A 12,669-nucleotide genomic window follows, 5' to 3' on the forward strand; every position below is an offset into this window, starting at 1 on the left:
AGTTAAAAATAAATAACTAACTTTAGTATAGTTAAAATTTAGTTAGTTAATTTAAAATAATGCTATTCTTGATTTATATTTAATTGGTTATTAAAAAAATTAAGGATACATAAAAGCAGGTCAATTGACCTGCTTTTTCTGTATTATAAAGTATGTAAAAACTAAGATTATTTAGCTTGTTTTTTCATTTCTTTTTCAATCATATCATAGAATTGATCGATTTTTGGCATAACCACAATACGAGTTCTTCTGTTACGAGCTTTGTTTTCTGGAGTATCATTAGCAACTAATGGTACGTAAGAACTTCTACCAGCAGCAATTAATTTTGCAGGGTTAACTCCAAGATCGTTTGTTAAAACACGTACAATAGATGTAGAACGTTTAACACTTAAATCCCAGTTGTCTAAGATTATACCGTTGCTTTTGTAAGGAACGTCATCTGTGTGACCTTCAACCATACATTCGAAATCTGGTTTGTCATTTACTACTTTTGCAACTTTAGCTAAAACAGATTTTGCTTTGTCGCTTACGTCATAGCTTCCGCTTTTAAATAATAATTTATCTGCAATAGAGATAAATACAACTCCTTTTTCTACATTGATTTCGATATCTGGATCGTTAATACCAACTGCTCCTTTTAAACTAGTAACTAAAGCAAGTGTAACACTGTCTTTTTTAGTTAAAGCATCTTGAAGTCTAGATATTTTTAAATCTTTCTCTTTTAAACTTTCTAAAGATTTTTCAAGATTTTCAGCTCCTTTAGTAGTTAATACTGTTAAATCTTTAGAGCTATTGATTAAGTCTTGATTATGTGCTTTGTAGCTTTCAGCTGTAGCAGCAAGTCCAGCTTTTTCTTCAAGACAAGAATTTAATTTTACGGTGCAAGAGTTTAATAAATCCTGAATCTCTTTGTTCTTAGCTTCTAATGCTGCATATTCTTTTTTCGATACGCACGAAGTTAAGGCCATTAATACTGTTAGTGCGATAACTATTTTTCTCATAGGTATTATATTTAATTAAACGTTGATTACAAATTTAGTTTTTAATATTTTGTTTAGTGTTAAAGATTTCTTTAAAAACACCCAATTTCCTGATGTAATATAGGTAAACGATACTTTTAACGGTATAGTATTGCTGTATTTGAAAATCTTTTCTTTTACTTAGATATTTTAAAGATAGGCAATAAAAAGAGAAGTGCGCCTTTAAAATAGCAAAAGTATGGCTGAACTTACCTTGTGTAAGAAAGCGGATACCGGCGATACCATCTAAAACCATTCGGAAGAAAATCACAAAAAACAACCCCTTTTTAGGTAAGTTTTTGACAAGCATTAATAGTGAATTTCTAAAATTCAAAAATGTCTTTTTCGGATTTCCTTGTTGCAATGTGGCACCTCCAACATGATACACAACAGATCCTGAATTGTATTTTATAATATGGCCTTCATTTGCAGCTCTCCAGCATAAATCGATTTCTTCCTGATGCGCAAAAAACGTTTCGTCGAATCCTTTTAATTCATGATATACTTTGCTTCTGATAAAAAAACAAGCTCCTGAAGCCCAGAATAATTCGCAATTATCGTCGTATTGTCCGTTATCTTTTTCGATTGTATCAAAAATTCGGCCACGACAGAAAGGAAAACCATATTTATCGATAAATCCTCCGGCTGCACCAGCGTATTCAAAGTATTCCTTTTTCTTAAAATCAAGAATTTTAGGCTGAATTATAGCAGTTTGTATTTCAGTATCAAAAGTATGAATTATAGGTTGAAGCCAATTTTCTGTCACTTCAATATCTGAATTTACTAAAGCATAAATCTCAGCATCTATGTGTTGTAATGCATCATTATAACCTTTTGCAAAACCATAATTTCCACTATTCTGAACAATTTTAATAGTAGGGAAGTTTTGTTTGACAAAATTTATAGAATCATCTGTAGAAGCATTATCTGCGACATATATAGTGGCTCCTTCTGAAAATTGAACGACCGAGGGTAAAAATTGTTCCAACAACTTTACACCGTTCCAATTTAAAATGACAACAGCTATTTTATCCAAAAGTAAAATTTATTTGTTTTTAGTATTTTTTATTTCTTATAATCTGGCAAGTCTCTTAAAAACTGGTATTTTTCGTTTTCAAAATCCATCTGACAATAAAAATGGCTGAGACCATTCGTTACATTCAAAAACCGTGCCTTCATTGTCATGTTATAACGGGCAATTTGATCAAAAGTTGCCTGAGAAATTTTTACTTCAGGCGCTTTGCATTCCACTAATATATGTATTGTACCATCTGAATTAAAGACAACAACATCGTATCGTTTTCGTAATCCGTTGACAGTTAAAACTTTTTCTACATTAATAAGCGATTTTGGGTATTTTTTTTCATTCATTAAAAAATGAACAACATGTTGACGAACCCATTCTTCAGGAGTAAGAATGATAAATTTTTTCCTGATTTCATCAAAAATAGACACTTTATTTTCGCTATTTTTGAATCGGAAAGTATAAGTAGGAAAATTTAATTGCTGCATAGTACAAAAATATTAAAATAGTTTAAAGTTTCAAGTTGTTAAAGCCAGAACCTGAAACTTTAAACTTGAAACAAAAGATTTGAATGGACGAAGTTGTAAAAATTGTTAACGATATAAAGGCCGGAAATATTAAACCGATATATTTTTTAATGGGTGAAGAACCTTATTATATAGATAAATTGTCGGAATATATTGAGCAAAATGTTCTTTCGGAAGAAGAGAGAGGATTTAATCAAACGGTATTATATGGTAGAGATGTTTCTGTAGAAGATATTGTTTCAACGGCCAAGCGCTATCCTATGATGGCTGATCGTCAAGTTGTTATCGTAAAAGAAGCGCAGGATTTATCAAGAACAATTGATAAAATAGAATCGTATGTCAATAATCCGATGGAAACAACTGTTCTTGTTTTTTGTTATAAATATAAAACACTTGACAAACGTAAAAAAGTAACTAAATTGCTTGCTCAAAACGGAATCGTTTACGAAAGTAAAAAACTTTATGAAAACCAAGTTGGAGATTGGATAAAACGCGTTCTTGCCGGAAAAAAGTACACAATTGATCCTAAAGCAAACGCCATGTTGGTGGAGTTTCTAGGTACGGATTTGAGTAAAATTAATAACGAATTAGAGAAATTACAGATTATTTTACCGCAAGGAACTGTAATTACGCCGCAACATATTGAGGAAAATATTGGCTTTAGTAAAGATTATAATGTCTTTGAACTTAGAAAAGCAATTGGAGAACGTAATCAGCTAAAAGCATATATAATAGCGGAGAATTTTGCTCATAATCCAAAGGAATATCCGTTGGTAATGACAACAGGTTTGGTTTTTGGATTTTTTGTTCAGCTTTTAAAATACCATGGATTAAAGGATAAAAACCCTAAAAACGTTGCTGCTGCAATTGGTGTAAATCCTTATTTTTTAAAGGAATATGATTTAGCCATAAAGAATTATCCTATGCGAAAAGTGAGTCAGATTGTTGGTGCCTTGCGAGATGTTGATGTAAAAAGTAAAGGAGTAGGAGCAAGTGCATTACCACAGTCAGATTTGTTAAAAGAAATGCTTTACAAAATATTTAATTAAGCCGTGGAAATTCACGATATTTGCACTTCTAAAAATAAATCACATTAAAAAATAATTATCACAATTATGGGAATGAATAAAAATACCGTTTTAGGATGGGCTACTTTTATAATGATACTTATGGGATTGTTACTTATAGGTCTTGGAGCTTTTAGATATAGTGATGTATCAGGCTGGGGATTTGCCGCAGCAGGAGTTGGCTTTTTAGCTAATGCCTGGGTTTTTAATGCGTTGAAAGGTAGAGTTTAATTCTATACAATATCAATTGCAAGAATCAATTGCAATATCAAAGTCAATAAAAAATAATTAATTAAAATAAAAAATAAATAGAATGTCAGACGATAAGAAAGTAATTTTCTCAATGCAAAAATTGAGCAAAACCTATCAGGGAGCAGACAAACCAGTGCTTAAAAACATTTATTTAAGTTTCTTTTACGGAGCTAAAATTGGTATTCTTGGACTAAATGGTTCTGGAAAATCTTCTCTTTTAAAGATTATTGCCGGAGTAGATAAAAATTATCAAGGAGATGTTGTTTTTCAACCAGGTTACACAGTTGGTTATTTAGAGCAAGAGCCAATTCTTGATGATTCTAAAACAGTTATCGAAATTGTTCGTGAAGGAGCTGCAGAAACGATGGCAGTTTTAGAAGAATACAATCAAATCAATGATTTATTTGGTCTTGAAGAAAACTATTCAGATCCAGATAAAATGGATAAATTGATGGATCGTCAGGCAGCATTGCAAGATAAAATCGATGCTCTTGGTGCTTGGGAAATCGATACAAAACTTGAAATCGCAATGGATGCGTTACGTACTCCAGAAGGTGATACACCTATTAAAAACCTTTCAGGTGGAGAGCGTCGTCGTGTAGCTTTATGTCGTTTGTTGTTGCAACAGCCTGATGTATTATTACTTGATGAGCCTACCAACCACCTTGATGCTGAGTCAGTTCTTTGGCTAGAGCAACACTTAGCACAATATTCAGGAACTGTAATTGCTGTAACGCACGATAGATATTTCCTTGACAATGTTGCTGGTTGGATTCTTGAGTTAGATAGAGGAGAAGGTATTCCATGGAAAGGAAATTATTCTTCTTGGTTAGACCAAAAATCAAACCGTATGGCGCAAGAAGAAAAAGTAGCTTCAAAACGTAGAAAAACTTTAGAGCGCGAGCTTGACTGGGTTCGTCAAGGAGCAAAAGGTCGTCAGACAAAACAAAAAGCGCGTTTACAGAATTACGATAAATTATTAAACGAAGATCAAAAACAACTGGATGAAAATCTGGAAATTTATATCCCGAACGGTCCACGTTTAGGAACAAATGTTATCGAAGCTAAAAATGTTGCAAAAGCATTTGGAGAAAAATTATTATATGATAATTTAAACTTCACTTTGCCACAAGCCGGAATAGTTGGAATCATTGGACCAAACGGTGCTGGTAAATCTACCATTTTCAAAATGATTATGGGAGAACAAGCTACGGATAGCGGAGAATTTTCAGTTGGAGAAACTGTAAAAATTGCTTACGTAGATCAATCGCACTCTAATATTGATCCGAATAAATCTATCTGGGAAAATTTTGCAGATGGTCAGGAATTAATTATGATGGGAGGAAAGCAAGTTAACTCAAGAGCTTACCTTTCTCGTTTTAACTTTGGTGGAGGCGAGCAAAATAAGAAAGTTTCAATGTTATCAGGTGGTGAGCGTAACCGTTTGCACTTAGCAATGACGTTGAAAGAAGAAGGAAACGTACTTTTGCTGGATGAGCCTACGAATGATTTAGATGTAAATACACTTCGTGCACTTGAAGAAGGTTTAGAGAATTTTGCTGGTTGTGCCGTAATTATTTCGCACGATAGATGGTTCTTAGATAGAATTTGTACACACATTCTAGCTTTCGAAGGAGATTCTGAAGTTTACTATTTCGAAGGAGGTTTCTCTGAATACGAAGAAAACAAGAAGAAACGTTTAGGTGGTGATTTAACTCCAAAACGTTTGAAATACAGAAAATTAATCAGATAATAATTCTGGATAATTTTTAAATTTTAAAATCCCAAATTCGAATTGATAGATTTGAATTTGGGATTTTTTGTTGTCGTTATGATTCGTGTTAAGTTTGTTATTTCGAATTCCATGATATTTTCGTGTAGTTTGTCATTTCGAGGAACGAGAAATCTTCGCAAGAAACTCGACAAAGATTATACTTTTCGTTGCGGAGTTACTTGCGAAGATTTCTCGTTCCTCGAAATGACAATATTGTGAATTTGGAATTTTTAAATATTGGAATTTAAATAAATTTATTCCTCAATTCAGGAGTTGGAATCATACAGCTTTCTTTTTTGCCGTACCATTTATAACGATTCTTCGCAATATAATCGTAAATATAATTTCGAACTTTTTCCGGAAATATTTTAAAAATAGAAATCAAACTATAAATTCCTCCAAGCTCTTCAGCGATTTTAATTGCAGCTGTAGATTTGTAATAATACGCAACACCAGGATTGTATAAAATTATACTATCGATTTTAGTTTGATCAACGCCAATATAATTGCAAATCTCAATTCCTAATTCTGATTGCAAAGCCACAAAACGGAAAGTATCTTTCTTATCATTTTTGATAATAAACTGAACAGCGCCGTTGCATAAATTGCAAACACCGTCGAAGAGAATTATTTTTTTGTTTTCTGGAAGGTTTTGCATTTTGAGGAAAAGTTTAAAAGTTTCAGGTTTTAAGCTTTGTCAAAGTTTTGAACTTTGACAAAGCTGTAACATCTAGTTTGCCATTCCTCGTTCCTCGGAATGACAAATATGAGGATAATTAATGCTATAAAAATAACTTATAAGAATTCAAAAATCAATAATTTTTACAAATTAAAAACAGCTTTCATAAATTGTTTTTAAGCTGTTTTTTAAAAATATTCATCTTCGTTATCGTATTTTTAAAAATAATTAGCTAAATCGCTTTATTTTAATTTTGGACTAATTTTCATGTATTTTAAGACTGAAAACCGCTCCTAAAAACTAAAAACTTACTTTTTTCCGGCTTCGACAAATTCCAATTCATCTAAACTTACTTTTGAAGTAAAGATTCCGTAATTAACAGTTGCTTTGTTTTTTTCGATAGAATCAATGCTTCCGACAGATCTTCCGTCGAGCATTCTCACGCGATCTCCAACTTTTAGAACTGGTTTTGGTTTTTCGACAATAGGTTTAAGTTTCTTTTCTTTTTTCTCTTTCCGAATTTCTTCCACCTGAACGGTTACTTCTGCAATGACTTCTTTTTTCTTTTCGATTATCGCTTTGGCTTCCTTTGGAGTTGCTTTTTTGCGTTTTGAATTTTCGATTTCAATAATTTTCAAGAATTCGCCAATAAGTTCCTTCTTGTTTTTATTGTTGAAATATTTCTCAGAGATATCTTCAATTTTCTGACCAATGTAAATTGTCTTTTGATTACTATCATATAATTCCTGATAGCTTTCTAATTTCTGTTTGATTTTTACATTGATGTTTTCCATCTTCTTACTTTCTTCGCGCGCTCGGGTTTCTTCTTCTTTAAGATTTATAGAAGTTTTTTCGAGTTTCGATCTTTCTTTCTGAAGTGTTGCAATCGTTTTGTCAAAACGAACTTTACCAACTTCGATCTTCTTTTTGGCACGATTAATTAATCCAAACGGAATTCCGTTTTTCAATGCAACTTCAAAAGTAAACGAACTTCCAGCTTGACCTAATGCTAACTTATACATTGGTTCCAATGATTTTTCGTCAAACATCATATTTGCATTTGTTGCAAAAGGTAATTCGTTAGCGAGAATCTTTAAATTTGAATAATGTGTTGTAATAATTCCGAAAGCTTCACGATGATAAAATTCTTCTAAGAAAATTTCCGCCAAAGCGCCACCTAATTCCGGATCAGAACCTGTACCAAATTCATCAATTAAAAACATGGTTTTCTTGTTACATTTCTTCAAGAAATAATTCATGTTTTTTAGTCGGTAACTATAAGTACTTAAGTGATTCTCAATAGATTGGTTATCTCCAATATCTGTTAGAATTCTATCGAATAAAAAAGTTTCACTTCGTTCGTGAACAGGAATCAACATTCCTGATTGTAACATCAATTGTAATAAACCAACTGTTTTAAGCGAAATTGTTTTTCCTCCGGCATTTGGACCAGAAATTACAATGATTCGGTTATCTTGTTTTAATTCAATAGTTTGTGGATGCGTGACTTCGTTTTTTTGCTTATTATTCAAATATAAAATCGGATGATAAGCTTCTCTAAAAAACAATCTTCTTTCTTCTGTGATTATTGGTAAGATTCCGTTTATTCTATTTGCGTATTTTGCTTTTCCGGCAACAACATCAATATCACTTAAAAATTCCTGATACTCAATCAATAAAGGTAAGTATGGACGAATTTGATTTGATAATTGCTTTAAGATTCTGGTAATCTCTTCTTTTTCTTCGTATTCAAGATTTGCTAATTCACGTGAATATTGCAAAGTTGCTTCTGGTTCGATATAAGCAATGCTTCCGGTTTTGGAACTTCCTAGAATTGAGCCTTTTACTTTTCGTCGATACATTGCAAGAACTGCTAAAACTCTACGATTTTGAACAAAACTTTCTTTAATATCGTCTAAGTAACCAAGGCTATTATTGTGAGTAAGTGCAACTCCAAAACTTTGATTTACTTTGCCGCGAACAATATTCATGTTTTGGCGAATGCTCAATAAAGCTGGTGAAGCATTGTCTTTTATTTCGCCATATTTATCTACAATGGCATCGATTAAAGTTACAATGTCTTTGGTATATTCAACTCTTGAAGCTCTTGCATTCAAGTTTGGGTAATAATCATCGAACTTTTTAAGGAAATTCAGCAAGAAATTCGATGTAGAAGAAAGTGTTGCAATTTTTCTAAAACTTCCTACTTCAAGAAAGCTATCTTCAATTGCTAAAAACTTAATTTCGTGTGTTATAGCGTCAAAACCGTGATTTGGAATTGCGTTATTATTTTGAAAAGACGAAACATACTCTGATGTCTGCATTAAAGCTTGCATCAAAGTTTCTTTGTCTCTAAAAGGTGTTATTTGTAAAGCTTTTTCTTTTCCAATATCAGTATTACAGCCTGCTGAAATGGTTTCGAGCACTGTTGGAAATTGTAAATCTTGTAATGTTTTTTCGGTAATGGATATCATTATATATCGTAAGTTGTAAAGTTCAAAGTTACAAAGTTTTAAAACTAAATAGCACTATTAATTGGTACTTTGGAAAAAACTTTGCGTAATTTGTATAAAATTTAGTAAAATGAAAATTAATCTTTCTTCTGAGTGGCAGGCAATTTTAAAAGACGAAATCCAAAAGCCTTATTTCAACGAATTGATGTTGGCTTTAGATGTCGAATACAAAACTCATACTTGTTATCCTCCGGCAGAATTAATTTTCTCGGCTTTTAACAACTGTTCTTTTTCAGATCTAAAAGTTGTTATTATTGGCCAGGATCCTTATCATGGAGAAGGTGAAGCCAATGGTTTAAGTTTTTCGGTAAATGATTCAGTTAAAATTCCGCCTTCATTGCGTAATATTTTTAGAGAATTAAATGATGATCTTGATTCCATTTTTATGCCAACTTCAGGCAATTTAGAAAAATGGGCTCAACAAGGTGTTTTACTTTTAAATGCTTCATTAACAGTTCGTAAAGACAGTCCAAATAGTCATAAACACTTAAAGTGGAATCTTTTTACAGATGCTGTAATCCAGGCAATATCTGATCAAAAAGAAAATGTTGTTTTCTTGTTATGGGGAAGTTTTGCTCAGAAAAAAGGCCTGAAAATAGATCGTTCAAAACATTGTGTTTTAGAATCTGGTCATCCTTCACCAATGAGTGCTAATCAGGGAAAATGGTTTGGGAATAAACATTTCAGTAAAACAAATGAGTTTCTAAAATCAAAAGGAATTAAGGAGATTGAATGGTAATATTTAAACCATATAAGTGATGTAAGTCAAATATAAGATTTATTGTGAAAACTAATCGCCAATCTTTGTCGAGTTTCTAGTGTGATTTCTCCCTTTGGTCGAAATGACAAAAAACTCGATTAATAAAGTCTTAGTAGATTACTTTTCTACAGGTTTCTTAACAATCTCGTCTAGAATTGCTTTGTTTTCGTAGTTAATTACTTTAAGGATAATCTCTTGGTTTTTAACTGTTTTTCCTTCTATAATGTATAGTTTTCCTTTTTTGAAAGGAACATTACTTTGATCAAAATCAACGTCTCCGTAAGTTAATGTGTTTTTGATATCTAAAGTATCAACCCATTTTTCGTTTAAAGTCTGGATTGCCTTTGGAGAATATTGAAAAGGTTTTGTTCTTAAATTATTCAAAACTCTGGCGTTCGGAAAGTAATTGCAACGAGTATCTTTTCCACTAAAAACAAGGGCTACAAAAAAGCATCCCATAATCAAACCAATCAAATAATATGCAAAACGATGTACGAACTTCATGAAATAAAATTTTTGCAAAGGTACGCTAAAGTTCCCTTAAAATACAAGTAAATTAATATCGTTATCTGGCAAATCAAACCATTCGCCAATTGCTTTGTTGGTAAGGATTCCGTGGTATAAATAAATTCCGTTTTTTAGACCTTTATTACATCTGATTGCGCTCTCTAAACCACCATCTTCAGCTATCTGAAGTAAGTATGGAGTTAAGATGTTACTGATTGAAAGTGAGGCAGTTTTGGAATATCTTGACGGAATATTTGGTACACAATAGTGTAAAACATTACTTTTTATAAAGGTTGGTTTTTCGTGAGTTGTAACTTCTGAACTTTCGAAACAACCTCCTGTATCAATGCTAACATCAACAATTACAGCACCTTTTTTCATGTGTTCAACCATAGTTTCTGTCACTACAATCGGACAACGTTCTTTTCCGCGCATCGCACCAATAGCGACATCACAACGTCTTAAAGCCTTTAATAATGCTTTTTGCTGAATGGTCGAAGTAAATATTCTTTGGTTTAAATTGTTTTGTAAACGACGTAATTTGGTGATTGAATTATCAAAAACTTTCACGTTTGCACCAAGTCCAATTGCGGTTTTAGCAGCAAATTCACCTACAGTTCCTGCACCAAGAATTACAACTTCAGTAGGAGGGACACCGGTAATATTACCAAATAAAAGCCCTTTTCCAAATTCGTCCGTAATCATTAATTCCGCAGCAATAAGTATAGAAGCGGTTCCTGCGATTTCGCTTAATGATTTTACTGCTGGATAAGAACCGTCTTCATCCTTAATATATTCAAAAGCAAGCGCAGTAATTTTTTTCTGAGCTAAAGCTTCGAAATATTCTTTCTTTTTAGTTTTTAACTGAATTGCTGAAATGATAATCGTTTCCGGATTAATCATTTTAATTTCAGCCAATGTTGGAGGTTCAACTTTAAGTAATAACGGACAGCCAAAAACTTTTTTAGTGTCTTTTGTTACTTCTGCACCAGCATCTGCATATTCTTTATCAGAATAGCTAGAGCTTTCTCCGGCACCAGATTCAATCATAACACGATGACCTTCGTAAGTCAAAGAGTTTACCGCATCTGGAGTCAGGCAAATACGACGTTCCTGGTAACTTGTTTCTTTAGGAATTCCTATAAAAAGTTCACTTTTGAATCGGCCAATTTCAAGTTTTTCTTCTTGTGGCAACAATTGTTGTTTCGTAAATGGAGTTAAGGTAATTGACATGGGTTGTGCAAAATATTAAGAGTACAAATTACGTAAAAAGTTTTAAAATCAATGTAAAAATTGTGCTAATACTGTTTTAATAATTAAGGTATTAGTTTTTCCATTTTAATGTCGGCTCTTTCGTAAATCCCATCTTCTAAAGGAATCTCTTCAAAGCCAAATTTTCTATAGAGATGAATTGCGGGAAGTAATTTTCGATTTGAATATAAAAGTACTTTTTTAATACCGTTTTCTTCGGCGACAGCCAGACAATGAATTAATAGTTTATTCCCAATTCCAAGACCTTGCGCTTTGTCAGAAACTGCCATTTTACTCAATTCAAATGTTGTATCGTCAATTTTCATTAAAGAAACCGTTCCAATAATTTCGTCATTATATTTAGCGTAGAAAATAAGTCCGCCTTTATCAATAATTTCTTCTTGCGGATTTGAAAGCACTATTTCATCTTTTTCTTCTACTCTAAAATACTTTTGAAGCCATTCTATATTTAAGGTTTTGATGTGATCTTTTAAATCTTGAGAAAAAGGGATTATTTCTACTATATTATTCATCGTCATTGTATTCAAATTTATTTCTAACCCATTTATCTCCAATGAAATCTCTTTCAGCTTCTTCTCCATATTCGAGGTCAAAAATTTCATTTAAAGTTTCATCACTTAGAACTAATTGTTCTAATGCAACAATTATCGAATTTTCTGTTGTTATTTCGTCATTTGTTAGAAACTGCCAATCACCATCTCCATCATGAACGACACGTAAAATTGGTTTTCCTTCGTTAAGCCAATGCTTTGTTGTAAAAGTGGTAAGGTTTTTTGGTTCTCTAAATTTAAATTGAGCATTTCTATCCAATAAAGGCTGTTCATGAAGAAATTCTTCTTCAAAATTTTCTTCCCAAGGAAATTTGTCATTTCGGTCTGTCCAAACTAATTGAAGTGCCGGAAAATTATCAGTATCGTAAAGTTTTATAGCTGTACCAAAATAGTCGTTGATATTTCTTGGATCTACTTTTAGAAACTCTGCTCTACTATCTTCAAAAATATTTAGATAGGCTTTATTTTCAACTAATATTTCATTTGCTTTTATTATTTCTGCAACATCATTTATTATTTCGTGTAATAAAGATGTAGATAATCCAAAGCAAATTATTTCTGGATGTTTATATTTTTGCCATAAGCCAACGCTATACGCGAAAGATGGTAAGTAATCAGTTGATTTTATAATTATGACATGAAGGCCATACTTTTCAATATTAAGTTTGGCATTCGTAATTAAGTCATCGGGATCAATGCAATTATGTTGATTTTCTGTGGTCAC

Annotated in this window: 13 protein-coding genes; 4 read left to right on the top strand and 9 right to left on the bottom strand. The window is 32.2% G+C overall.

Annotation, left to right across the window (positions count from 1 at the left end; translation table 11 throughout):
• Window positions 1-167: 167 nt before the first annotated feature.
• The 3 genes from CLU81_RS25250 to CLU81_RS25260 are packed head-to-tail and all read right to left on the bottom strand — an operon-like array spanning window position 168 to window position 2,531.
• On the bottom strand, window positions 168-1,001 hold the full coding sequence (locus CLU81_RS25250; protein ID WP_099712357.1) for an OmpA family protein: 834 nt from the start codon (window positions 999-1,001) through the stop codon (window positions 168-170).
• 34 nt (window positions 1,002-1,035) lie between these two features.
• The gene (locus tag CLU81_RS25255; RefSeq protein WP_099712358.1) at window positions 1,036-2,055 is read right to left on the bottom strand and encodes a glycosyltransferase family 2 protein; all 1,020 of its coding nucleotides are present in this window, start codon (window positions 2,053-2,055) and stop codon (window positions 1,036-1,038) included.
• A gap of 29 nt (window positions 2,056-2,084) precedes the next feature.
• Window positions 2,085-2,531, bottom strand: a complete 447-nt coding sequence (locus CLU81_RS25260; protein ID WP_099712359.1) for a type I restriction enzyme HsdR N-terminal domain-containing protein — start codon at window positions 2,529-2,531, stop codon at window positions 2,085-2,087.
• Window positions 2,532-2,614: 83 nt separating this feature from the next.
• On the opposite strand from CLU81_RS25260, the gene holA reads away from it, so the two are divergent.
• From holA to ettA, 3 genes are all read left to right on the top strand, one after another.
• Window positions 2,615-3,619: a DNA polymerase III subunit delta gene (gene holA, locus CLU81_RS25265; RefSeq protein WP_099712360.1), complete on the top strand. Its 1,005-nt coding sequence runs from the start codon at window positions 2,615-2,617 to the stop codon at window positions 3,617-3,619.
• Window positions 3,620-3,685: 66 nt separating this feature from the next.
• Window positions 3,686-3,868: a CAL67264 family membrane protein gene (locus CLU81_RS25270; RefSeq protein ID WP_089351409.1), complete on the top strand. Its 183-nt coding sequence runs from the start codon at window positions 3,686-3,688 to the stop codon at window positions 3,866-3,868.
• 82 nt (window positions 3,869-3,950) lie between these two features.
• Complete coding sequence (ettA, locus tag CLU81_RS25275; RefSeq protein WP_099712361.1) at window positions 3,951-5,642, top strand: energy-dependent translational throttle protein EttA; 1,692 nt, start codon at window positions 3,951-3,953, stop codon at window positions 5,640-5,642.
• A 265-nt stretch (window positions 5,643-5,907) separates the two neighbouring features.
• Here the strand turns inward: ettA and CLU81_RS25280 are convergent, their stop codons facing one another.
• Entirely contained in the window at window positions 5,908-6,321 is a 414-nt protein-coding gene (locus CLU81_RS25280) for a thiol-disulfide oxidoreductase DCC family protein (RefSeq protein WP_099712362.1), read from the bottom strand.
• Between the two features lie 329 nt (window positions 6,322-6,650).
• Window positions 6,651-8,816, bottom strand: a complete 2,166-nt coding sequence (locus CLU81_RS25285; RefSeq protein ID WP_099712363.1) for a DNA mismatch repair protein MutS — start codon at window positions 8,814-8,816, stop codon at window positions 6,651-6,653.
• Window positions 8,817-8,925: 109 nt separating this feature from the next.
• On the opposite strand from CLU81_RS25285, the gene CLU81_RS25290 reads away from it, so the two are divergent.
• Complete coding sequence (locus CLU81_RS25290; protein ID WP_099712364.1) at window positions 8,926-9,594, top strand: uracil-DNA glycosylase; 669 nt, start codon at window positions 8,926-8,928, stop codon at window positions 9,592-9,594.
• Window positions 9,595-9,732: 138 nt separating this feature from the next.
• Here CLU81_RS25290 and CLU81_RS25295 read toward each other — a convergent pair whose 3' ends face one another.
• From CLU81_RS25295 to CLU81_RS25310, 4 genes are all read right to left on the bottom strand, one after another.
• A complete protein-coding gene (locus CLU81_RS25295) occupies window positions 9,733-10,119 on the bottom strand; it encodes a DUF4258 domain-containing protein (RefSeq protein WP_099712365.1) in 387 nt (128 codons plus the stop codon).
• Between the two features lie 36 nt (window positions 10,120-10,155).
• Entirely contained in the window at window positions 10,156-11,355 is a 1,200-nt protein-coding gene (locus tag CLU81_RS25300) for an alanine dehydrogenase (RefSeq protein WP_099712366.1), read from the bottom strand.
• Window positions 11,356-11,438: 83 nt separating this feature from the next.
• Window positions 11,439-11,912 (bottom strand): GNAT family N-acetyltransferase, encoded by a 474-nt coding sequence (locus CLU81_RS25305; RefSeq protein WP_099712367.1) that lies wholly within the window; start codon window positions 11,910-11,912, stop codon window positions 11,439-11,441.
• Complete coding sequence (locus tag CLU81_RS25310; protein WP_099712368.1) at window positions 11,899-12,669, bottom strand: DUF4262 domain-containing protein; 771 nt, start codon at window positions 12,667-12,669, stop codon at window positions 11,899-11,901. The genes CLU81_RS25305 and CLU81_RS25310 overlap by 14 nt, the downstream gene beginning before the upstream one ends.

Source organism: Flavobacterium sp. 9 (assembly GCF_002754195.1).
Taxonomy (GTDB): Bacteria; Bacteroidota; Bacteroidia; order Flavobacteriales; family Flavobacteriaceae; genus Flavobacterium.